This window comes from Bacillus sp. AL-1R (genome assembly GCF_052180195.1).
In the GTDB taxonomy this organism is placed as follows: Bacteria; Bacillota; Bacilli; order Bacillales; family Bacillaceae_G; genus Gottfriedia.
In genome coordinates this window covers 307,748-331,435 of the sequence record NZ_CP197469.1, presented here as the reverse complement: position 1 = coordinate 331,435, position 23,688 = coordinate 307,748, and the positions used below count along the sequence as shown (strand labels likewise).

Sequence of the window (23,688 nt, the reverse complement as noted above, 5' to 3'; positions counted from 1 at the left end):
TCCAATACCTCAATTCTTAAATCTTTTTTGTAAATTTTCATATAATGCATAGCTTAATTTGTTATATATATCTGTATAGTTAGTAGATGTAAAAATCCGTGTTGATTCTTCATCTTCAATAATTGTTGAACTAATTGTGCTCAACACCTCTAATTGACCCGTTTGCAGATCAACTGGAGCTAATAATAAAAGTAATGTATTGATTTTTATTGACGAATTGTCCATTGCTTTGACTACCAATGGCTCATGAAGCAAAAAGGATAAAAACACTGGTTTCATAACATATTCTGAACGACAATGATAAAGAGCTATGCTAGTACCTGGTATCCCTAAGCCACCCTTCTTTTCTCTTTCCGCCAATTGATTAGTCACTTCAAAATAATCACCTATTAATCCTCTACTATTTGCCTGTTTGCATACTTCCAATAATAAAACGGAACTAGTTGGAATAAATGGTAATGAAATTGTTTCAAATGTATTCAAAATATGAAGTACAGTTTCTGAGTACTGATGAACTACTTCAAAATTTTGTTTAATGCATTCAGGCGTTGCAGGCTTCACCTGCTTTTTTGACTTTTTATTATGGAGCTTTCTTAATAGAGCTGCTTCCGTTGTAAGTGAATTACGTTTTATTTCATGGCGAATCTGCTCAGCCTCTTTCTTTGGCAATAAAGGGTTTACGGTAATATATTTTTTCGAAAATCCCGGCATTTCAACCGTAGATAAAATAATGTCAAATTGGTCAATTTGAATATTTCTTAAATTTGCTAACGATGATACTTCGATATCAGTTATTTCTTTAATTTCTTTCTTAATTCGACTCGCTAGCATTTTAGAAGAACCGATTCCACTTGAACATAATACAAGCGCTCTAACCACTTTACTGTTATCATAGATTACTTGAGATGAGGCAAAATGTAAGACAAGATAAGCTATTTCTTCAGTTGGAAACACAATCGATGGAAAAGCTTCAATTAATCCTTCATGAATGATTCTAAAAAGTGCAGGGTAATCCTCTTGAATTTGACCTGCCAAAGGATTATTTGCATCTAGCTTTTTTTGAATTCGATAGATTGCTGGTTCAATATGGGTTATTAATCCTTCAAATAAGGCTTTATCTTCATCAAAATTTAGTTCAAGTTCTTTAGATACATAATTGATTAACTTTTTTGAGCCTACAATAATTTCTGTACTACTCTCTTCTAACCAATCATTTTTCTCTTGTCGCTGCCTTGCACCTAATAAATGCATCGTAATATACCCTATTTCAGCATTTGGAATATGAACTTTAAACACTTCTTCTAATTCCATGACGATCTGACTTGCGATATTAAATTCCTTAGAGGTTCTTAATTCCTCAAGAACCTCTTGATCCATTTGTATGACCTCGCCCTGAATAATTCTTTCTATGGCTAAAGATATGTGAATCGTAAATGTCATAAACGCACTATCAGCTAGAGAATAAGGCAATTGTTGTTCAATATCTCGAATCATTTTTCCGATCATGGTGAGTTTTTCTAGTTTTATTATTTCTACTAATCCATTTGAGAACCGATCCCTAGACTCATACTCATCTTCCACTACAGATAAAAACTCGTATTCATTTAATTGCTGTGCAATTAGATGTCCTAGTGCTTTTCTTTTTTTTCGTTCAGAGCCTAGTAAAGCAATGCCAAACCCTTTCTTTCTAATTAGATCTAAGTCAAAGTCCTTTAACCATTCTTCTACTTTATTTAAATCATTACTAACTGTAGCAACGGTAACTTGTAACTCTTTTGCTAGTGAGCTTAGTTTAATAGATTCTGGTTCTTTTAATAAGGAACATAAAATTAACTCTTGTCTTTCTTTTTGAGTAAACTCTTGTGCACTTTTTAATATTGAAATTTGAAGCTCATTTTTTTGCTCAGGTGTCCCTTCAAGATACATTCCAACACCTAATACCTTTTTAAAAGAAAGATTGTGTGCTGAGGCAATACTTTCGACTCCCTTTAATTCCCGTTGCACAGTTCGACTACTAACATTTAAGTTCTCTGCAATTTCTTGAACATTGATTCCATCCGGATGATCCAACAATAAATTAATGATTTCTCTTTCTCTTGCTGATATATACATATATACCTCTTTAAATTTTAATTATTTTATTAAAGAATTCACTAATTCATCATACTTTGGACTATTTAAGAAGTTTTCTACTGAGATATGAACTGCATTCGGTACTTTTGCTTTCGCCCGATCAGTTAAATCTTTATGAGTTATGACAACATCTACATCATTTGGTAAATTATTAATTGCTACATTTGTAACCTCTAATTCTATCCCCGCTGTTTTTACCTTTTTGCGTAATATTGATGCTCCCATGGCACTTGATCCCATACCAGCATCACAAGCAAAAATGATCTTCTCCACTTCTTTATCAATACCAATTGAACTAGCTACTTCTTTTTCAGTCTGTAATAGACTAGCTACTTTACTTTCTTTTCCTTTTAAGTCTTGTGTTTTTTGAGCTGCTCTTTCTAAATCTTCATCTGAAGCAACTGACTTAGATGATTTCAGAATTGCAGCTGAAACTATAAATGAAACGGCTGTTGCAACAAATACTCCCGCAAGAATTGGTAAGTAACCACCTTTTGGTGCCATTGCTAGAATGGCAATTATACTTCCCGGAGAAGCTGCTGCTACTAGACCTGCATCTAATATATTAAAAGTAAATGTACCAGCTACACCACCAACGATAACCGAAACAATTAATAAAGGTCTCATTAAGATATATGGGAAATAAATTTCATGAATCCCACCTAAGAAATGGATAATTACTGCTCCTGGTGCTGTTTGTTTAGCTGTACCTTTGCCAAATATCGTATAGGCTAATAGTACGCCTAAGCCCGGCCCTGGATTAGCTTCAAGTAAGAATAGAAGTGACTTTCCAGCTGATTTTGCTTGCTCTAGTCCAATTGGACTCAAAATTCCATGGTTAATAGCATTGTTTAAAAATAAGATTTTTGCCGGTTCGATAAATATGTTAGCCAATGGAATGACATTTGCTCTTACCATCAGATCAACGCCATTCGCTAATGCTTCTGTTAGTGTTGATACAACTGGATTAATACCTATTAAGCCAATTACTGCCAAAACTGCTCCTAAAATACCCGCTGAGAAATTATTAACTAACATCTCAAATCCTGACTTAACTTTTCCTTGTATAGCTTGGTCAAATTTCTTAATCACCAAACCGCCAAGTGGTCCCATAATCATTGCACCAAGGAACATCGGCATCTCTGCACCAACGATTACCCCCATTGTTGCAATTGCACCAATAACTCCACCTCGAACGTCATGAACCATTCTTCCACCAGTAAAACCAATTAGCAATGGTAATAAATAAGTAATCATTGGACCTACTAATACCGCTAACTTAGCATTAGGTATCCATCCAGTAGGTATAAATAGTGCTGTTATTAATCCCCATGCAATAAAAGCACCAATGTTTGGCATTACCATACCGCTTAGAAAGCTACCAAACCGTTGAATTTTTACTTTTATATGATTGTTCCTATCTGTATTCAAAATCTTACCTCCCTTTTGTAGCTTATATTCAAATGATAAAACGCTTACAGTTTCAATACAATGAAATGAATATTCGTATTTGTCACTTACTGATGTGACAAAATTTAAAAGGGCTAAACTATCTTTAACTATAGTCTCTTCTTATTAATAGAATGATAGATTTCACCTACCTGGGCAATAGGTCTCTAAACTCACCTAAAAATACAACATAATACCTACGAGAACACCAATACATAAGCCTCATAAACTGACATAAACAATAGAAAAAAGGAACATACCCAATTGATGAATATGTTCCTTCTAATTTTGTATTGTAAGAATGAAAGCTTCCAACTTACTACCCTTATCCGACCTGTCCACTATATTTTGATTCTTCTTCTGGGAATAAAAATCCTAACTCATGGTGTTCACCTTCATAAACAGAAGATTGAGTTATACGTATCTCAGAATTAAAATCAACTACTTCTAATTTGCAGTACGCACGATTAATTTGTAGTGCCTCATAAAACTCATTAACAGTAGAGACATTTTGTCCATTTACTTTTGTAATGCTTTCGCCTACTTTTATATTCATTTTATCCGCTACAGAGTTAGGTAAAATTCCTAAAACAATTAGGCCAGTTGATTTTACTGTAAAGTAAGATGGTGTATTAATATCTTTACTTTTATGGATATAGTTTATAGCTTCGCGTCCCACTACTGCAATTGCTACAGCTATAAATGCAACAAAACCAATAAAATAACTTAAAATTCCGCCTACGCTAACTATCATTGCTAAAGTCACAATTTGTTTACCAACAACCTTAATTGATTCCTTTGGTAGCATTCCTTGAATTAATTGATAAAATCCAATTCCAAAAGGTACACAAAGAATTGAATACCCACTATCACCTAATGCTAGTGAAGGCCACCATGAATAGTCACTAACGATTGAACCACTTGGTATTAATAAAAATAATGGCACCATCCATAATCTATTTGACTCATGTGCCCCTACTCTTTTTCCACGTTTACTCTCAATAAATAAAGGAGTTGTATGATTTGCAGCATTACGCTGAACCAAAATCCCTTCAGCTAGTAAAAGTAAAGCCAATAGAATTGTTATAGCAGGGAGCATCGCATTCAGATCATTTGGTATAAAATTTTTCAAAAAAGGTACTGAATCTTGCCCTCTATTTAGTAATGGAAGAGCAACTAATGCTAGTCCAAATAGATAAGCAGGAGACATCCATCTGAATTGTAAAATTAGTGCACAAATAATCGTTAATACACTTAGTAAATAAACCATTTCAACCGGGATGCTAATTCCAGCTACCAATGTGATAACCGAGAGAATTAATCCAATCATTAATCCATGCCATAGTGAAGTTTTCCATTCGAACGTTACATTAAAATTTCGCACTGAAAAATGCTTTCGTTCTCGTTTTACGCGTAAATTACCACAGAAAATTGATGCGATAAAAAATATATAAGTAAATGGATTTAAAAATAGCTTACCTAATCCAACTAATAGTTCAGATAATAAATTTGACCACATAACATTCACCACCTTTTTTATATAATAGATTGATATACTTATGTTATCGGTTTATTGATGTTTTTTCAAAGAGAATATACTACAAAGCAATAAAAAAAGCACACTTCTCCATAAAGTGTACTTTCGACATACTAAGTTAAAACTCCTGCACGGATTGTAATTTCAAATCTATTTCCCGGGAATTATGTCAAATGGGGACGAAATAAATCGATACAAAGAGGACAATACAAAATTGTCCTCTTTGTACTATATTATTGAGCTACCATATCTAAAGCCTTTTCTAACTGTAGATCATTCTTTTCATCTTTAATTTTATCAATTAACGATGATTCAAGTTTTTCCGAAGTTAGGGGATCAATCTTACCATTAACAGTAATCCCAACAGCTTTTTGATAGTTTTTAACTGCAGTCTCTGTTTGCTTGCTAAAATATCCATCTTTACGGCCTGGGTCGTATCCTAAACCTTTTAACATGATTTGTGCTTGCTTAATATTTTCATCATTGTCATCGAATTTAAATGTTTTCTTTTTATCAATTGGTGTAGCGTAGAAGTAATCAGGTTGTTTCACAGCAACATCTGGTTTAATACCTTTTTTGTGAATCCAAGTACCATCTGGAGTTAACCATTTAAATTGAGTTAACTTAATATTACTACCATCTTTGAAATCTAATGTAGATTGGACAGTACCTTTACCATAAGATTTTTCCCCAATTAATTCATAATCTCCCGCTTCACTTAATGCTGCTGCTAAAATTTCAGCCGCAGATGCACTTCCTTTATCAATTAATACATCAATTGGATATGGTTTCGCTTTATTTAATTTAGTATAATACTTTTCACGTTGTCCATTTCTATTTTCAACCTGTAAATAAGGCTCACTTTTTACAACTAATTCTTCTAAAACGCCTTCTACAGCTTGTAAGTAACCACCAGGATTTCCTCGAACGTCAATTGTTAAACCTTGGATGTTTTGATCCTCTAGCTTTTTCAATTCTTTCTTAAACTCGTCAGCTGTTTTTTCATTAAATGAGGTAATATGAATATAACCAATTTTTTCGTTCTTTACGTTTTTCACTGAACTAAATACTGTATACATTGGTATATCATCACGTTTAATTGTAAATTTAATTGGGTCCGGAACTCCAGGGCGTTTTATTTCAATCGTTACATTTGTTCCTTTTTTACCACGGATTTTTAGCACTGCATCATATTGTGATAAACCTTTTACACTCTTACCATCGACTGATAAAATTTCATCCTTTGGTTTTATACCAGCTTTTTCCGCAGGTGAATTCTTAATTGGGGATACAATAATTAGTTTTTCACCATCTTTAGAAACTTCCGCACCGATTCCTTGGAAAGATGAACCTAGTGATTCATGGAATTGTTTAGCCGTCTTTCCATCCATATAAGTAGAAAACGGATCATCTAAAGTTGTTACCATACCTTGGATTGCACCTTCAGTTAATTTATCCGGATCAATCTTTTTCACATACTGATTTGCAATAATTTCGTAAGCCTTTTGTATTTTAGCAATATTTTCATCTTCAGAAGCTTTTACTTCTTTACTCTCAGAGAATTTTGAAACAATTGTACTTGTACCATCATTAAATGCAAATGTACCTACCCCCATACCAACAACAAATGTGGCTGTTGCAAGTAGCGCCGTCGTTTTACGATTCATACAGAACCTCCTATTTTTCGTTCCTTAAGAACGTACAAATCTATTAAATAGTGTATGTATTTGAAAAAGCATCACACAGATGTGCGATGCCATTTCTGTTCTATTATATGATAAGCCTGTATCACTTATGTTTGCAAGTAGAACACGATTTAATAAATTTTTATTTGAAGAGTTTAATTTATTTAGGCAAATGTTGTAAGTATGGTGTTAAATTAATACCTAATTTACTTGCAAGTCTCTCACCTAATTTTGTATCTGCACGATAGAAGTTACAAACTGCACGAAGCTGAATTTTTTCATCTACATCTGCTAGATCAGCACTAATATTTTTAACAACAGCATCTTGTTCCGTTTTACTGTATCTATTCCACACTTCTTTTGCTTGGCCGAAATCATTTGTTTTTTCTATTTTTTTGCGCTCAGAAACACCACTTAATGGCTGAGCTACTTCAACATAATCTGTATCCTCTTTCGGCGTATCGGAGTAGCTATTTGGTTCGAAATTAATTTGATGTGTTTGCTGACCAAAAGGCATATGACCATCTCTTTGACCATTTGCTACTTTTGCAAAAGGACAGTTAATTGGAAGTTGCATATAATTTGCCCCAATACGATATCTTTGTGTATCTGAATAAGAGAATAATCTTCCTTGTAGTAACTTATCCTCAGATGGTAATATACCTGGAACTAACACGCCAGGATTAAATCCAACTGATTCAGTCTCTGCAAATACATTTTCAGGGTTACGATTAAGAATCATCGTTCCAACAAATTGTCGAGGAATTACATCTTCAAACCAATCTTTTGTAGCGTCTAATGGATCAAAGTCGAAATCCTCCATATCTGCTGGATTTAATACTTGAACATATAAGTCCCACTCTGGGAAATCCCCATTTTCAATCGAATCGTATAAATCTCGGCTTGCATGATTAAAATCTTTGCCCTGAATCTCACTAGCTTCTTCCATTGATAGATTTTCAATTCCTTGCTTAGGTACCCAACGAAGTTTTATGTAAACAGTATTACCATATTCATTTACCCATTTATATGCGTGAACACTTGAACCTCTCATTTGACGATAGTTCGCTGGAATACCTTCATCAGAATATAGATGTACTAACATATTTGTTGACTCAGGTGTTAAAGACATGAAATCCCAATATCTGTTAGGTGTTTGTAAATTAGTCCTTGGATCCGGCTTTAATGCATGAACCATATCAGGGAATTTCATTGCATCCCGTATAAAAAATACCGGAAGATTATTACCTACAAAATCATAGTTCCCATCTTCTGTATAGAATTTTACAGCGAATCCTCGAGGATCACGTAATGTTTCAGGAGAATGTAAACCATGAATAACTGTTGAAAAACGAGCAAAAACTGGTGTTTCTGTTCCGGCTTCTTGTAAAAACTTAGCTTTTGTATATTTTTTCATACTATTTTTTGTTATAAAAACACCGTGTGCACCAGCTCCACGTGCATGGACAACCCGTTCAGGTACTCTTTCACGATCAAAATGAGCTAGTTTTTCAATTAATTGATAATCCTCTAATAAAGTTGGACCTCTACGTCCCGCTGTAAGTGAATTTTGATTATCTCCAATTGGCACGCCTTGATTTGTTGTTAATCGGTTATTTGTCATATCGTCTCTCCTTAATTAGAATAATTATAATCTAGTAATAATTCTATAGTAATCTAACTTATAATGAAAATCAATATCAAATTATAATTATTATAATCTAGAAGTTTGATCGAGCATAATTTTCACATAACACTGTAGGTAGAACTACTTAGTTATAAAAGTAATTACGATTCCACAATTAGCGCTTGTTCAATTTATTAAATAGCCAAAAAAACCTATCCTAAAATTGTAGGATAGGTTTTTAAGTAAACTAAAAATTAATATAACTCATAGGATTTACTGCGTTTGATTTAGCGTAATTCCATTCACCTTTATGTAATTCAAAGTGTAAATGTTGTCCAGTAGAATGACCTGTATTTCCCATATAACCAATTTTCATACCTTTTGAAACAGTTTGTCCAGTTGATACATTAAAACTAGCTAAATGAGCATATACGGTCGTCCAAACTTGACCATTAATGTTATGTGTAATAAATACACAATTACCATAAGATGATGAAACATAAGCACGAATTACAACCCCATCACCTGCCGCTACAACTGGTACACTACCCGCTGAGGCGATATCGACTCCTTCATGGAACTCTCCACCTTCAAATGAACGTTGTCCAAATCCAGAAGAGACATAGCCGTTTGCTGGTCTTGTGAAATTACCACTTGAAACAGTTGGTGAGTTTTCAGAACTACTAGTACTATCTGAGTTACTAGCATTAACTGAACTACTAGAGCTTCCAGATCCATTTGAATGATTTGTACTAGTAGATGGCTTTTTGCTTTTTGCAGCAGCAGCAGCTTTAGCTTCAGCTTCAGCTTCAGCCTTACGTTTAGCCTCTGCTTTTTGTCTTGCTTCAGCCGCAGCTCTTTCAGCAGCTTGTTTTTTAGCGATTTCTAGCGCTTTTTGCATTGCAGCCTGCTGACTTGCTAGTAATTGATCTTGTTCCGTTAAATCTAAAACATCTTCATGAGCTTCACTTTCTTTAGCTTTTAATGAAGCCATTAATTCGTTCTTTTCGCTAACCTGACTTGCAAGTTGATTATTTAAACTCTTTAAGTTCGCTAAATCTCTTTCGATTTTTGCTTGCTTTTTAGTCAAATCATCTTTTTTAGCACTTACTTCTTTTAAGTCCAAGTTTTGCTGATTAATAATGTCTTCGTCGGCCTTCATAATAGTTTGTACAGCATTCATTCTTTGAATTAAATCTCCGAAACTATTAGCACCTAAAATGACATCAATATAAGATACCATGCCGCCAGCTTTTTGAAGAGAACGCATACGATTTTTCAACAATTCTTCACGCGATTTAATACGTTCTTCAATAAACTTAATTTCTTCTTTAAGTTTTGAAATTTGCTTTTTCCCATCACTAACTGCATCTTCAGTTTGGCTTACTTTTTGCTTAGTCAGTTTCATCTGAACATCAAGTTTTTTAAGTTCCGCAACGACTTCTTGCTGATCATGCTTTATATCAGCAATTTTATTTTTTGTTGCATCCGTCTTATCCTTAACCTCACTACGCTTCTTTATAATGCGATCAATTTCAGACTGGTATTTACTTTCAGCAAAAGAAACGGATGGGATGGCACCGATGATGAAAGTACTGCATAACATAATCGTTATTACTTTCGATGATTTTCTCTTATTCATCTAAGATCCCTCCTTATATGTATATAGAAAAGCCCTAGTACCTGTATCAACTCAGACAGACGTTAAATTCGGAACTAGAGCTTATCAATCGTATTACTCTATTAAAAAATAAAACTATAAATAAAAAATTTTATCTTATTTACGTAAAAACTTACGAATTGACATAACAGAACCCCACATCCCGATTACTGCACCAATACCGATTAATACTGCAGATAGCTGGTACACAAACGGTGAAAATGGTAATAATGTAAACATTGTTCCTGCTAATTTTGGCATTAGCATATCATAAATGACGTTATAGCCAGTTAAAAGTAAAACTATTGGAATAACTGATCCTAGAACACCTAGAAGTAAACCTTCTAATAAGAACGGCCAACGAATAAAGTTATTAGTCGCCCCTACCAATCTCATAATCTCAATTTCACGTCGTCTTGCCATAATTGTAATTTTGATCGTATTAGAGATTAAGAACATCGCAGTAAATAATAGTCCTAAAATCAGTACTAAACCGATGTTACGACCGACTGAAACTGCATTAAATAGTTTTTGAACTTGTTTTTTACCATAAATTACATCATCAATATATTTTAAGCCTGCAATTTTTTTGGCTACTGGTGCAATTTGATCTGGAGAATCGGTTTTAACAATATACGTATCATTTAACGGATTTTGCTGTTCAAACAGTTGGAATGCTTTCCCATCTTCTCCCATACTTTTAATTAGATTGTTTAGTTCTTGATCTTTAGATGAGAACTTTACAGTAGTTACATGATTTAATTTTTTGATTTCCTCTTTTAAAGTAGCTTGTTGCTCTTTGTTTGCTGTTAAATCAACTAAAACACGTACTTCAACATCTTTTTCTAGAGTAGTTCCAATATGATTAACATTCATGATTACGGCTAAAAATACGCCAACAAGCATTAACGTAACGGCAACAGCACTAATCGATGCAAACGTCATCCAACCATTTCGTTTTAAACTACGTAGCCCTTCACGAACATGTCTTTTTGCAGTTCTAGCTTTCATAACCGTACACTCCTCTCGCTTGGTCGCGTACAATTTTTCCATCTTCAATTGCAATTACACGTCGCTTAATCGTATTTACGATTTCTTTATTATGAGTCGCCATTACTATAGTTGTTCCACGATCATTGATTTCTTTAAATATATCCATAATCTCCCACGTAGTCTCAGGGTCTAGATTACCCGTTGGCTCATCGGCGATTACTACTTTTGGTTTATTTACAATAGAACGGGCAATCGAAACACGTTGCTGTTCACCACCAGAAAGCTCTGTTGGTAATGATCGAGCCTTGTGTTTTAACTTAACAAGTTCAAGTACTTCCATAACTCTCTTCTTTATAGTTTTTGGGTTTTCTTCAATAACTTCAAGTGCAAATGCAATATTTTCATAAACTGATAAGGTCGGTAATAATTTATAGTCTTGGAAAACTACCCCAATATTTCTACGTAATAAAGGAACTTTTTTATCCTTCATATGACTTAAATCAATTCCATTAATTAAGATTGTACCCTTTGATGGTCTTTCTTCACGATACATCATTTTAATGAATGTCGACTTTCCGGCACCACTTGGTCCTACGACATACACAAATTCACCTTGGCGAATTTTTACATTAATACCATCTACCGCAAGAACACCATTAGGATAAGTCTTATAAACATCTTTTAACTCAATCATGACATTCTCCTTAATTTTTTGTTCCGTTTTCTTCTATCAAACTATATAAGATCCATTCTGGATGAAATTATACTAAAAAATTACTTGATCTTATTATTTCGCCTACTATTTACATATTTCGATAATTTCAGCTAAGCTCCTCTATTATACCACTTAAAAAATGTCAAAATTGATAAATTTATGTTACATTTTAATAAACAGCAAGATTGTTTCTGAACGATTTAAAAGTTTATTTAACAAATTATGGAAAATTGTAACTAAAATGAAAAGAAACAGACCTTTTCTAATTAACAGAAAATTGTCTGCTTCTTTAATTTTTTTCTATACAAAATAAAACATTTTACTTTTTAGTTGCTAGCCATTTCGCTACACTTTTCGCGTCATTTCCTTGAACAACTCCACTAGGCATTGAACCTCTTCCATCATGGATAATATTTTCTATTTCCTTTTCAGAATATTTTGCTCCGACCTTTTTTAAGCTTGGTCCAATTATCCCTTCGAGTTCGCCACCATGACAGCTAGCACAACTTTGTTTAAATATCTTTTCTCCATTAGCAACAGAAACCGGCTCACCTGAATCATTATTTTTACTTGTATTATTATTTGAACCACAAGCAGTAATTGTTAATAACATGCCACCAGTTATAAAAGCAAGAAGTAGCTTTTTCACAAAATCATCGCCCCTTTATTTATCCCATAACTTTAGTCTACTACTAAAAAAAGTATTTATTTTTCCTTTTTATGTCAAATTTGTGAAACCTTCACCAAGAACTTCTGTTGCATCTACGACAGTAATGAAAGCATTTCGATCAACCGAACGAACGATATCACGCAGAGAAGAAAATTCAGTTTGATCAAGTACACACATTAATACTAAACGGTCTTCATTTGTATATCCGCCAACACCTGTAAGCTTTGTTACCCCACGATCTAATTCATGAACGATTGCTGTTGTTACAGGCTCCACTTCTGAAGTAATGATTAGTGCCATTTTTGATCTAGCAAGTCCAATTTGAACTAAATCGATTGTTTTACTTGTAACAAATAAGGCAATCAGTGCATACATACCACTTTCCAGATTAAATACGATTGCAGATGTAAGAACAATTAATCCGTCGATAAATGCAACACAAATCCCAAGTGATAAACCAGTATATTTATGAACAATTTGAGCTGCTAAATCTGTTCCACCAGTAGAAGCTTTACCACGGAATACGATTCCTAGACCTAAACCAATAAATAGCCCACCAAAAATTGACGCTAATAGCGGATTATCAGTTGCAGGTTTTATATTGTATAAATCAACCAAATAAACAACAAGTGGAATAAAAATTGTTCCAACTAATGTTTTAACACCAAATTGTCTACCTAAGAAAAATACACCAGCTATAAATAAAGGGATATTAAAAGCCCATTGCACAAACGCAGGATTGAATCCCATCGTACTTTTTAGAATCGTCGAAATACCGCTTACTCCACCGGAAGCAATATGATTTGGTAATAAAAACACACAAAACGCTACAGCAATAATTGCAGAACCAATTAATACAAAAAAATACTCAAAAAACGTTTTTCCCCACCCAACAGTTAGAGCAGTAGAATATCTGAACTTTTTCAAACTTATCCCCCTCAATATTTCTCACTTACAGACAACTTTTCTTTTTTATATCCTTTTTATCGGATACTCTCTCTATTTTTTATTATGAAAAAAACAATAAGATTTAATTACATATAAACAAAATTTACTTTCTTCAATTTGTAAAACTTCTTAAAAATAAATATGATTCATGTAACTCCTTCACATTAGTAAGTGAAAATACTTACTAATCCCCTTAAGAAAAAAGCTCAAAAGAATAACATCTCCTAACGAAGATGTCTGTTTAGACAAAGTCCAAAAAATTGATAATCAGACTAGCTGCAAGTGTTTGGCGGGCTGCCTGATAAAAGATGGCTTAGGTCAAAAGATGGATAAAAGGACTAACCTAATAATAGAATATACCTCTTTTGTCCCCAAAGATTAGGGCTGGTAAGAAAGAAGTTTCCTCCATTCTTAACAGCCCATTTTTCAACATTAAATCTTAGAACGTAAGTATGCATCAATAAATGGATCAAGATCTCCATCCATTACTGCATGTACATTACCAACCTCTGTGTTTGTTCGGTGGTCTTTAACCATTGAATATGGGTGGAAAACGTATGAACGAATTTGACTTCCCCAGCCAATTTCTTTTTGTTCTCCACGAATTTCATCTAATTGAGCTTGTTGCTCTTCTATTTTACGTTGATAAAGTTTTGCTTTTAACATTTTCATTGCCTGTTCACGGTTTTTAATTTGAGAACGCTCTGTTTGACATGTTACTACAATGTTAGTTGGAACATGTGTAATACGTACCGCTGAGTCAGTTGTATTAATGTGCTGTCCACCTGCTCCACTTGCACGATACGTATCAATTTTCAAATCTTCTGTACGTATATCAATTTCGATTTCTTCATTAAACTCAGGCATTACTTCACAAGATACAAATGAAGTATGACGACGACCTGATGAATCGAATGGAGAGATACGTACTAAACGATGAACGCCTTTTTCTGCTTTTAAATAACCATAAGCATTATGACCTTTAATTGCTAAAGTTACACTCTTAATACCAGCCTCATCACCAGGTAGATAATCTAAAGTTTCAACTTTAAATCCACGTTTTTCAGCCCATCTTGTATACATACGTAACAACATTGAACCCCAATCTTGTGACTCGGTTCCACCTGCACCAGGGTGAAGCTCAAGAATTGCATTATTTTTATCATATGGCTCGCTTAATAATAATTGAAGTTCGAAATCATTCAGTTTCCCAGTTAAAGATTTTGCTTCAGTAACTAGTTCTTCAAATAGTTCATCGTCATTTTCTTCTTTAACTAACTCATATGTTACTTCAAGATTCTCATAACCCTCATTTAAATCATTGAATTCATTAATAACTTCTTTTAAACCATTTACTTCACTAATTACTACTTGTGCAGCTTTTTGATCATCCCAAAAATCTGGCTCTGACATAAATGCTTCAAGTTCATCTAGTCTTGCTTGTTTTGTTTCGACGTCAAAGAGACCCCCTAAATGCTTGAAGGCGTTTCGCCATCTTTTCTAGTTCTTGCTTTACTTCTACTAATTCCATTACATTACACCTCGATTAAATTTTACGACAATAAAAAGCAGGTAAAGACAAGTAGTAAAGTAAGAATAACCATTAATAGCTACCCTCTCTTTTAATAACTACTTGCCCTTGCCCCTTTTCATATAGTTTCTATTTTATTAGATTCCTTTTCCGTGGCAGTTTTTATACTTCTTACCTGATCCACAAGGACAATCTTCATTTCGACCGATTTCTTCACCTTTTACGATTGGTTTTTTCTTTACTTCACCATCACCATCATTGCTTACATGGATTGCATCGCCTTGTACAGCTTCACGCTCTACGTCAGCTTCAATTTCAGCTTTCATAATAATGCGAGATACCTCTTCTTCAATGGAAGCAATCATCTCTTCAAACATCGCGAAGCCTTCCATTTGATATTCACGTAGAGGATCAATTTGTGCATAGGCACGTAAATGGATTCCTTCACGAAGTTGATCCATAGAATCAATATGAGCCATCCACTTGTTATCAACAGTACGTAATAATACAACTTTTTCGAACTCACGCATTTGTTCAGCTGGTAAAGCTGATTGTTTTTCTTCGTAACGCTCGAAAACTACTTTTTGAATTAGTTCAACCATTTCATCTGGTTCAATTACACGTAATTGTTCAACTGAAATTTCATCTTCATTTATTAAGTTCGCTTCTAAGAAATCAATGATTCCTTCTAAATTCCACTCTTCCTGAAGCTGCTCGTTAGGAGTGTGAGCTTGAACTACTCTATTAATAGTACCTTCAATCATATTTTTAACGATTGGTTGTAAATCAGTTGAATCAATAACTTCAGAACGTTGAGCATAGATAACTTCACGTTGTTGACGTAGTACATCATCGTATTGAAGTAATTGTTTACGAGCATCAAAGTTATTTCCTTCTACTCGTTTTTGTGCGGATTCAACTGCACGAGAAACCATTTTACTTTCAATCGGTTGCGAGTCATCTAATCCTAAACGGTCCATCATAACTGATAAATTATCTGAACCAAAACGACGCATTAATTCATCTTCCATTGATAAATAGAAAGTTGTCACACCAGGGTCCCCTTGACGACCAGAACGACCACGTAACTGATTATCAATACGTCTGCTTTCATGACGCTCAGTACCAATAACAGCTAATCCACCAAGTTCACGAACACCTTCGCCTAATTTAATATCTGTACCACGACCAGCCATGTTTGTTGCAATCGTAACTGCACCACGATGACCAGCTAATGCGATAATATCAGCCTCACGTTCATGGTTTTTCGCATTTAATACTTCATGTTTAACACCTTTACGTTTTAACAATTGAGAGATTAACTCTGAAGTCTCGATCGCTACAGTACCAACTAGAACCGGTTGGCCAGCTTTGTGACGCTCAACAATTTCATCGACAACAGCATTAAATTTACCACCCATTGTTTTGTAGACTAAATCAGGTTTATCAATACGAGCGATTGGTCGGTTCGTAGGAATAACTAGAACATTCATATTGTAAATATTACGGAATTCTTCTTCCTCAGTTTTAGCTGTACCTGTCATCCCCGAAAGTTTTTTATACATACGGAAGTAGTTTTGGAAAGTAATTGTCGCAAGCGTCATACTTTCGTTTTGAATTTTTAATCCTTCTTTCGCTTCAATCGCTTGGTGAAGACCCTCACTGTATCGGCGACCTTTCATTAAACGACCAGTAAATTGGTCAACGATCACAATTTCACCATCTTGAACTACATAATCGACATCGTGAGTCATTGTAACATGAGCACGTAATGCCTGAGTAATATGATGATTTAAGTTAACATTTTTCAAATCAAATAAGTTTTCAACGCCAAAAGCTTTTTCTGCACGAGAAATACCATCTTCAGTTAATAAAACAGATTTTGTTTTAACATCGTACGTATAATCTTTGTCTAACTTAAGCATTCCAACAAATGCATTCGCTGCAATATAAGCTTGTGCAGACTGTTTCGCTTGTCCAGAAATAATTAATGGAGTTCGTGCTTCGTCAATTAAAATTGAGTCAACCTCATCGATAATAGCATAGTTTAGTGGACGTTGTACTCGTTGTTCAGCGTATACAACCATGTTATCACGTAAATAGTCAAATCCTAATTCATTATTTGTACTATACGTAATATCACAAGCATAAGCTTCACGCTTTTCATCTGATTCCATACTATTTAAATTTAGACCAACAGTAAGTCCTAAGAACTCATACAATTGACCCATTTCACGAGCATCACGACTTGCCAAGTATTCATTGACAGTTACGACGTGAACACCTTCACCACTTAATGCATTTAAATAAACTGGTAATGTGGAAGTTAACGTTTTACCTTCCCCGGTTTTCATTTCTGAAATATTACCTTCATGTAAGGAAATTCCACCTAATAATTGTACAGGATATGGAGTCATACCAAGTACACGAGTAGCACCTTCACGAACAACGGCAAACGCTTCAACTAAAATATCATCAAGAGTTTCACCTTTTTGAATACGCTCTTTAAATTCAAATGTTTTACCTCTAAGTTCATCATCAGATAATTTTGTATACTGATCCTGTAAAGATAAAATTTGATCAACTTGTTTTTGCATTTTATTTAATTGTCGCTGATTAAGATCAAAAACCTTTTTTATCATTCCAAGCATTCGTAACGCTCCTCTATTTTAAAGTCATAAACTAAAATGTCATTAAGTTAGTAGATACTATTTCTAATTTTATCATTAAATGAAGATAAGTGACAACCTTATGTCGAGATTGTTCATTAGAATTAATTAATATTTTTGAAAATAAGCAAAAAAAGCAAAAAAGGACTAAGCTAATTGTTCAGCTCAGTCCTTTTAATATTATTTTTTTAATTTTATTTGGCTTCAATTAAACCATAACGCCCATCTTTTCTTGCGTAAACGATGTTCGTTTTATTCGTTTCACCGTTTAAGAATACAAAGAAGTTATGACCTAACATATTCATTTGTAGCACTGCTTCTTCTGCATCCATAGGTTTTAAATCAAATTGCTTTGTTTTAACTAACTCAATATCATTTTCTTGCTCTTCTACTGCAACAGCTGATTCAGTAATTGATGGTGCAAACATGAATTTTAATGAACCTTTTTCTCTTAACTTACGATTTACTTTCGTTTTGTGTTTTCTAATTTGACGATCTAGTTTATCAATAACTAAATCGACAGCTGCATACAAATCTGCATGCTCTTCTTCTGCACGTAATAACATATACGTTCCAGGAATAGTTACTTCAATTCTTTGCTTGTCGTGGAATACCTTAGCATTAACTCTCGCCGTTAACTCTTCGTCAAAATAACGATCAAATCGCGATAATTTTTTATCTACGTAATCACGAATTGCTGGAGTAATTTCAATATTTTCGCCTCGGATGTTTAGCATCATATGGGTTTCCTCCTTCATCAAGCTCCAAAAATGAAAGCTGTCATACTTATATTCTACACCTCTATTTCATTTTCCTCCTTGAAATATTTGTCAAATATGAGAAATTTTTTTGACCATTTAATGAACTTTTTTGTTTATATCAGATTATATTTTAATACTAATTTAATAATACTCAAAAATTTTCCAAACAAACAAAGGCTTACTCAAAATGAGCAAGCCCTCGTGGTCCGAATCTATATAAGCAAATATTTACTTATTAACGGAAAAATTAAATTTTAGTAACATTAGCAGCTTGAGGTCCACGGTTACCTTCAACGATTTCGAAGCTAACTGCTTGGCCTTCTTCTAAAGATTTGTAACCTTCTGCGTTGATAGCTGAGAAATGTACGAATACATCGTCTCCATCTTCACGCTCGATAAATCCAAAACCTTTTTCTGCATTAAACCATTTTACTTTACCTTGCATTCAAATCCATTCCCTTCAGTCGAAAACTTGTGAATCTTCTCCACAATTCAACTATACATCATAAAACTAGGACAAGTCAAAAGTAGCTTATCGCCTTTTTTTTCACGAATTCGACAAATAACGAAAAATTCTAATTATTTCCTTACCTATCATATTCGCTTACCTTCTGACTTGTCCCATTATTTTTTTCCTATTTTTATAAAAAGAAAATTTATATCATTTTTCCTACTACACCTTAAATCTATAAGGTACTGTAGTTACAATAACACTTCGTTTATGAAGTAAATACGCACGCAGTAATAAGCTTGATTGATTATGTAAAACATTATGCCAATTTTTCCTTGTAATAAACTGTGGTATTAAAACTGTAATTTCAAAGCCTTGTTCATGAGCTTTAGCTTCCATTTCATCTATTACCTTTAAAAGAGGTCTAGTAATTTCTCGATACTCAGAGTGAACAGCAATTAATTTTACGTTAGGGTTCCAAGCTTCCCATTTCTCTCTCATTTGCTCTTCACTTTCCTTATCAAAAGAAATGTAAACAGCATAGACTTCATCAGCAATCCCTTGCGCATATTGCATTGTACGTTCTACTACTTTTGTAATACCAGCGACAGGAACTACCATGATATTTCCATTAATTTTTTCAGGAATATCATTGTTTAATCTTAATTGGTCACCTACTGCTTCATAGTGCTTACGAATTCTTAAGAATAGAATAACGATCAAAGGTAAGAAAACAAAGATCGACCAAACTTGATTTAACTTAGTAGTTAAGAAAATAATCGAAACTGTTGCTGAAATAAATGCACCAACGAAGTTTGCAATTAACTTAGGGAACCAGCCAGGCGGTTTTTCTCTAATCCATTTAACAACCATACCGGTTTGTGAAAGTGTAAACGGTACGAATACACCAACCGCGTATAGTGGGATTAATTCTTCTGTTTTACCTTGGAAAGCAATAATTAATAAAATTGATGCTACACCAAGTGTAATAATACCATTAGAATAACCTAGACGATCTCCTCGAAGTAAATACATTCTAGGCATGAACTTATCACTAGCTAAGTTATAAGCAAGTAATGGGAATGCTGAAAATCCCGTATTAGCTGCTAATACAAGGATTAATGCAGTTGTCCCTTGTATAAAGAAATAGATTATATTTCGCCCGAAAATATCAGAACCTAATTGGGACATAACTGTTTCTTCTGCACTTGGTACAATTCCATACCAGTAAGCTAAGTACATTATTCCCGAGAATAGTACTGCTAAAATCGAACCCATCATCAATAGTGTTTTTGCCGCATTTTTATCTGAAGGCACTTTAAAGTTCGGAATAGCATTTGAAATTGCTTCTACACCAGTTAAAGCGGAGCAACCAGATGAAAATGCTTTTAAAAGAATAAAAAGCGAAATCCCCGGAACAACAGTACCAATCGGTGAATGTGCTGTTTGTGGAGCATGACCTGTAAACACATTATATAACCCTACGATAATAATAATAACAAGTGCTACAACGAATAAATAAACTGGATATGCCAAAATCGAAGCAGATTCAGTTAGTCCTCGTAAGTTTAAAATTGTAATACATATAACTAAAATAACAGCTATAAAGACTGTGTGAGTGTGCAAAAATGGAAAGGCGGACGTAATCGCGTCCGTTCCTGCTGACACACTAACCGCTACTGTCAATATGTAGTCAACTAGCAAGGATCCACCGGCAACTAAACCTGGAATTACACCTAAGTTTTGTTTAGATACGACATAAGCGCCGCCACCATGAGGATAACTAAAAATAATTTGGCGATAAGATAAAATTAATGCTAATAATAAAATCAGTACGCCTATACCAATCGGAACCGAATACCAATACGCTACCGCACCAACCGTAGTTAAAACGATCAAAATCTGCTCTGGACCGTATGCTACTGATGAAAGCGCATCTGACGAAAGGATTGCCAAGGCCTTCGCATTCGATAACTTTTGTTCACTTAACTCTGTTGACTTAAGTGGTTTACCAATTAAGTATCGTTTTAATATCGATAACATATGTACACCTCTACATAATAAGTTAAAATCCAAACCATTTGAGTTTATCACATTATTAGAAAAAAAAGTGTGATATTTTAAGAAAATCTTTCCATAATTTTATTAAGTTCTTTTCAAAATAATTAATATTAACTTCCCTCTAAATCAAATTAAAATACAAAAAACGAAATGAGATATTAAAAACTTAAGGAATCAAATAGCAAAGGCTTTCGTTTTGTATTGAAAATCCATTATTACCGTACTACACACAAAAAGAACTTAACGTTTTTGTTAAGTCCTTTCCTATTTCTTTCTTATAAAAGAAATAATTTTAGTAACAACCTTATTCTGTTGTTAACTTTTATTTCTTATTAAAATAGCTAAGCATTTTTTCAGCCACTTTCATTGGTTGAACTTTGTATGTGCCCTCTTCTATTTGTTTCTTTAATTGCTGTATCTGTTTATCACGTTTTGCGATTATCTGATTGACGATTTGATTATCCTTCGCATGGGGGGAGGTTTCTATTTTTTGTTCTACTTTATTTTGTTCATTTTTTTCTACGTTGTACGGATGCACATGAACATGATCCTCATCAGATATATTATCCTTCATTTTTCCCACCTCATCGCTAATCGTTTTATACCTCGTCTTTATTTATTAATTTCGTCTTATTTCTATATTTTTGATTTATTCTGTCCAATGACCATTATTTATATCGTAAAACCCGAATAAAATTAGGAGACTTTATGCATATCAAGTTAATTAGCTTTATGCTCGAATTAATGTGAGGGAATGTACTTCAGTAGCACCATTTTTTAACAATATTGCAGCGGCATCTTGTACCGTTTTACCAGTTGTGTACACGTCATCAAGTATTACGACTGATTCGTTATCGATTTTCCTCTCACCACAAAAGGAAAAAACTTGTTCTCGGCTTAGTCTTTCATAACGGTTTAACTTACTTTGTTTTTCTGTATGAATTCTTTCTAAACAATTTGTTAAGTTTAAACCTGCATATTGTGCGAGCACTTCTACTTGATTAAATCCTCGTTCCTTTAGTCTTGCATCGCTTAGAGGTATAGGAACTATTTTATAATTTTTGAAAGAATTTTCATAGTATTCTCTTAAATCACTTGCAAATAAAACTGCTAACTGTACATCACCATAAAATTTAAAATTCGTAAGCCACTCTTTTATTTCTTTCGTGTAAGTATAGATCGACTTATTGATAATTAATGGAATATCTAGCTTTAAATTCATATACTCTATACAATTTTCACATTGCTTTTGATCATCTAAAACCTTACCACAACAAGACTCACAAACAGGACCGATAATTTTTTCAAACTTTGCTAGGCATTGTGAACAAGCTGATTCTTCATTTCGAAAAAAAAATTTATGCAAGGAAAACTTCTCAACAAATTGAGTACCACAATATACACAAATCATTTACAATCCAACCAACCTTTCTCCATACCTAAATGATTCATTAAAAGTATTTGCTTTTTAGCTTTAACCATTTCTTCGCTAATTCCATTATGAAAAAAGATAACCTCTCCATTCGCATAATTAATATGCCTACCAGCACGCCCAGCAATTTGAACTAGTGCACTTTCAGTAAAAATCTCTTCATCAGCACCTAGTACCGCAATTTGGCTATTTACAATCGTAACGCCTCTCTCTAAAATTGTCGTAGTGACTAAAACTTGAATGTCCCCACTTCGAAAAGCACTTACTTTTTCATGCCTTTGTGGATCTTGACTATGAACTGAAGCAGATTTAACTGTTATCTTATTTACAGCTTCTTCTATAAAAACACATTCATTAATAGTAGGAACAAATAAAAAGATGGGGCAGCCTTTTGGAAGAAATAATTTTATCCATTTCTCTAAACAGTTTGGAAGTTTTTGTGTTTTACGGATCGTTTTACGCCAGTTGCCAATCCATTCAAAGCTCGGTACTGGTAGGGGTTGCCTATGGTATCTTGCGGGGACCATTACATTTTTGATTTTATTTTTTAACGCAAGGGATTGTTGTTCACTAGTGGGGGTGGCAGTCATTTGTATTGTTGAACCTTTAATTGTTCTTGATTCGTTTGCGACCCAATGCAAATGTTTTTCGATATTATAAGGAAAAGCATCAACTTCATCGATAATCAATACGTGGAATGCATGCCTAAATTTCATTAACTGATGTACTGTACAAATTGTTATCCGATTTCCATTCCACCTCTCTTCACTACCTCCATATAGTACTGCAATTGAAATAGTAGGGAAAGCTTGTCTAAATCTAATTGCTAACTCTAAAACTACATCTACTCGAGGTGTTGTGATACAAACGAATTTACCTTGCAAAAGTGCAGCTTCAATCCCTTCAAACAACATTTCAGTTTTACCTGCACCACATACTGCCCAAAGTAGCAAATTTTGATTTGCATTTACAGCTTCAACTACTTTAATTGATGCTTCTTTTTGCTGAGGTGAAAGTTTACCATCCCATTCGAGTCCAGTAATTGAATGATCTAATTTCATATCAACCTCATTAATGACTAGATTTGTACATGTCGACATCTTTCCCATCATGATACATTTTCTGCAATACGTACACCGTGACGAACATTTCGCACAAAAATGAGTAGCGAAAAATTCTTGAATTTGATTACCGCAACGAAAGCATATATAGCGAGATTTAACTTTTTGAACTGCTTGAATGACTAGACTTGTTGGGGGAATGTCTTGAAGGTTTATCGTGGGGAAAAGTTGGAGTTTTCTGCCGTAAAAATTGTCCATTAATTAACCTACTTTCTTTTTTTAATATATTGAGGGAGACGACTTTG

The 23,688-nt window shown here is 33.9% G+C and carries 18 protein-coding genes and 1 pseudogene; all 19 read right to left on the bottom strand.

Translation table 11 applies throughout. The annotated features are described in order from the left end of the window. Positions 1-9: 9 nt before the first annotated feature. A complete protein-coding gene (locus tag ACSBO6_RS01465) occupies positions 10-2,112 on the bottom strand; it encodes a BglG family transcription antiterminator (protein ID WP_098845509.1) in 2,103 nt (700 codons plus the stop codon). Positions 2,113-2,133: 21 nt separating this feature from the next. Then, positions 2,134-3,567: a PTS mannitol transporter subunit IIBC gene (locus ACSBO6_RS01460; RefSeq protein ID WP_498844638.1), complete on the bottom strand. Its 1,434-nt coding sequence runs from the start codon at positions 3,565-3,567 to the stop codon at positions 2,134-2,136. A 340-nt stretch (positions 3,568-3,907) separates the two neighbouring features. Next, positions 3,908-5,101: a PDZ domain-containing protein gene (locus ACSBO6_RS01455; RefSeq protein ID WP_498844057.1), complete on the bottom strand. Its 1,194-nt coding sequence runs from the start codon at positions 5,099-5,101 to the stop codon at positions 3,908-3,910. A gap of 251 nt (positions 5,102-5,352) precedes the next feature. Continuing rightward, on the bottom strand, positions 5,353-6,786 hold the full coding sequence (locus ACSBO6_RS01450; RefSeq protein ID WP_498844056.1) for a S41 family peptidase: 1,434 nt from the start codon (positions 6,784-6,786) through the stop codon (positions 5,353-5,355). Positions 6,787-6,964: 178 nt separating this feature from the next. After that, positions 6,965-8,428 carry a catalase gene (locus tag ACSBO6_RS01445; protein WP_498844055.1) on the bottom strand — a complete coding sequence of 488 codons (1,464 nt, stop codon included), beginning with the start codon at positions 8,426-8,428 and terminating at the stop codon, positions 6,965-6,967. Positions 8,429-8,678: 250 nt separating this feature from the next. After that, positions 8,679-10,073: a murein hydrolase activator EnvC family protein gene (locus ACSBO6_RS01440; protein WP_498844054.1), complete on the bottom strand. Its 1,395-nt coding sequence runs from the start codon at positions 10,071-10,073 to the stop codon at positions 8,679-8,681. Between the two features lie 135 nt (positions 10,074-10,208). Continuing rightward, positions 10,209-11,102 (bottom strand): permease-like cell division protein FtsX, encoded by an 894-nt coding sequence (gene ftsX, locus ACSBO6_RS01435; RefSeq protein WP_498844053.1) that lies wholly within the window; start codon positions 11,100-11,102, stop codon positions 10,209-10,211. Then, the gene (ftsE, locus tag ACSBO6_RS01430; protein ID WP_098845502.1) at positions 11,092-11,778 is read right to left on the bottom strand and encodes a cell division ATP-binding protein FtsE; all 687 of its coding nucleotides are present in this window, start codon (positions 11,776-11,778) and stop codon (positions 11,092-11,094) included. The genes ftsX and ftsE overlap by 11 nt, the downstream gene beginning before the upstream one ends. Positions 11,779-12,118: 340 nt before the next feature. Beyond that, a complete protein-coding gene (cccB, locus tag ACSBO6_RS01425; protein WP_353616064.1) occupies positions 12,119-12,448 on the bottom strand; it encodes a cytochrome c551 in 330 nt (109 codons plus the stop codon). A gap of 69 nt (positions 12,449-12,517) precedes the next feature. Next, positions 12,518-13,396, bottom strand: a complete 879-nt coding sequence (locus ACSBO6_RS01420) for a YitT family protein (RefSeq protein ID WP_098845501.1) — start codon at positions 13,394-13,396, stop codon at positions 12,518-12,520. A 453-nt stretch (positions 13,397-13,849) separates the two neighbouring features. Continuing rightward, positions 13,850-14,948, bottom strand: a protein-coding gene (gene prfB / locus ACSBO6_RS01415) for a peptide chain release factor 2 (RefSeq protein WP_286138283.1) whose coding sequence is annotated in 2 segments (ribosomal slippage) — positions 13,850-14,884 and positions 14,886-14,948 — 1,098 coding nt in all. Because the reading frame shifts where the segments join, the coding sequence is not laid out codon by codon here. Between the two features lie 137 nt (positions 14,949-15,085). Further along, positions 15,086-17,599 (bottom strand): preprotein translocase subunit SecA, encoded by a 2,514-nt coding sequence (gene secA / locus ACSBO6_RS01410; protein ID WP_498844052.1) that lies wholly within the window; start codon positions 17,597-17,599, stop codon positions 15,086-15,088. 212 nt (positions 17,600-17,811) lie between these two features. Further along, the gene (gene hpf, locus ACSBO6_RS01405) at positions 17,812-18,357 is read right to left on the bottom strand and encodes a ribosome hibernation-promoting factor, HPF/YfiA family (protein ID WP_098845498.1); all 546 of its coding nucleotides are present in this window, start codon (positions 18,355-18,357) and stop codon (positions 17,812-17,814) included. A 268-nt stretch (positions 18,358-18,625) separates the two neighbouring features. Further along, entirely contained in the window at positions 18,626-18,823 is a 198-nt protein-coding gene (cspD, locus tag ACSBO6_RS01400) for a cold-shock protein CspD (RefSeq protein ID WP_056469532.1), read from the bottom strand. A 228-nt stretch (positions 18,824-19,051) separates the two neighbouring features. After that, positions 19,052-20,872 carry an APC family permease gene (locus ACSBO6_RS01395; RefSeq protein WP_498844051.1) on the bottom strand — a complete coding sequence of 607 codons (1,821 nt, stop codon included), beginning with the start codon at positions 20,870-20,872 and terminating at the stop codon, positions 19,052-19,054. Between the two features lie 340 nt (positions 20,873-21,212). Further along, positions 21,213-21,464 (bottom strand): flagellar biosynthesis anti-sigma factor FlgM, encoded by a 252-nt coding sequence (locus ACSBO6_RS01390; protein WP_098845495.1) that lies wholly within the window; start codon positions 21,462-21,464, stop codon positions 21,213-21,215. A gap of 156 nt (positions 21,465-21,620) precedes the next feature. After that, positions 21,621-22,256 carry a ComF family protein gene (locus tag ACSBO6_RS01385; protein ID WP_498844050.1) on the bottom strand — a complete coding sequence of 212 codons (636 nt, stop codon included), beginning with the start codon at positions 22,254-22,256 and terminating at the stop codon, positions 21,621-21,623. Between the two features lie 41 nt (positions 22,257-22,297). Continuing rightward, positions 22,298-23,383, bottom strand: coding sequence for an ATP-dependent helicase ComFA (locus ACSBO6_RS01380; RefSeq protein ID WP_498844637.1), 1,086 nt, complete (start codon positions 23,381-23,383; stop codon positions 22,298-22,300). A 27-nt stretch (positions 23,384-23,410) separates the two neighbouring features. After that, positions 23,411-23,641, bottom strand: a pseudogene (locus ACSBO6_RS01375) (hypothetical protein); the annotation flags it as partial. Between the last annotated feature and the right edge of the window lie 47 nt (positions 23,642-23,688).

Bases quoted from the DNA above. Each gene is read 5' to 3' on its own strand.
- ACSBO6_RS01465 (WP_098845509.1), bottom strand. From the start codon at position 2,112: ATGTATATATCAGCAAGAGAAAGAGAAATCATTAATTTATTGTTGGAT.
- ACSBO6_RS01455 (WP_498844057.1), bottom strand. From the start codon at position 5,101: ATGTGGTCAAATTTATTATCTGAACTATTAGTTGGATTAGGTAAGCTA.
- ACSBO6_RS01450 (WP_498844056.1), bottom strand. From the start codon at position 6,786: ATGAATCGTAAAACGACGGCGCTACTTGCAACAGCCACATTTGTTGTT.
- ACSBO6_RS01445 (WP_498844055.1), bottom strand. From the start codon at position 8,428: ATGACAAATAACCGATTAACAACAAATCAAGGCGTGCCAATTGGAGAT.
- ACSBO6_RS01440 (WP_498844054.1), bottom strand. From the start codon at position 10,073: ATGAATAAGAGAAAATCATCGAAAGTAATAACGATTATGTTATGCAGT.
- ftsX (WP_498844053.1), bottom strand. From the start codon at position 11,102: ATGAAAGCTAGAACTGCAAAAAGACATGTTCGTGAAGGGCTACGTAGT.
- ftsE (WP_098845502.1), bottom strand. From the start codon at position 11,778: ATGATTGAGTTAAAAGATGTTTATAAGACTTATCCTAATGGTGTTCTT.
- secA (WP_498844052.1), bottom strand. From the start codon at position 17,599: ATGCTTGGAATGATAAAAAAGGTTTTTGATCTTAATCAGCGACAATTA.
- hpf (WP_098845498.1), bottom strand. From the start codon at position 18,357: ATGATGCTAAACATCCGAGGCGAAAATATTGAAATTACTCCAGCAATT.
- cspD (WP_056469532.1), bottom strand. From the start codon at position 18,823: ATGCAAGGTAAAGTAAAATGGTTTAATGCAGAAAAAGGTTTTGGATTT.
- ACSBO6_RS01395 (WP_498844051.1), bottom strand. From the start codon at position 20,872: ATGTTATCGATATTAAAACGATACTTAATTGGTAAACCACTTAAGTCA.
- ACSBO6_RS01390 (WP_098845495.1), bottom strand. From the start codon at position 21,464: ATGAAGGATAATATATCTGATGAGGATCATGTTCATGTGCATCCGTAC.
- ACSBO6_RS01380 (WP_498844637.1), bottom strand. From the start codon at position 23,383: ATGAAATTAGATCATTCAATTACTGGACTCGAATGGGATGGTAAACTT.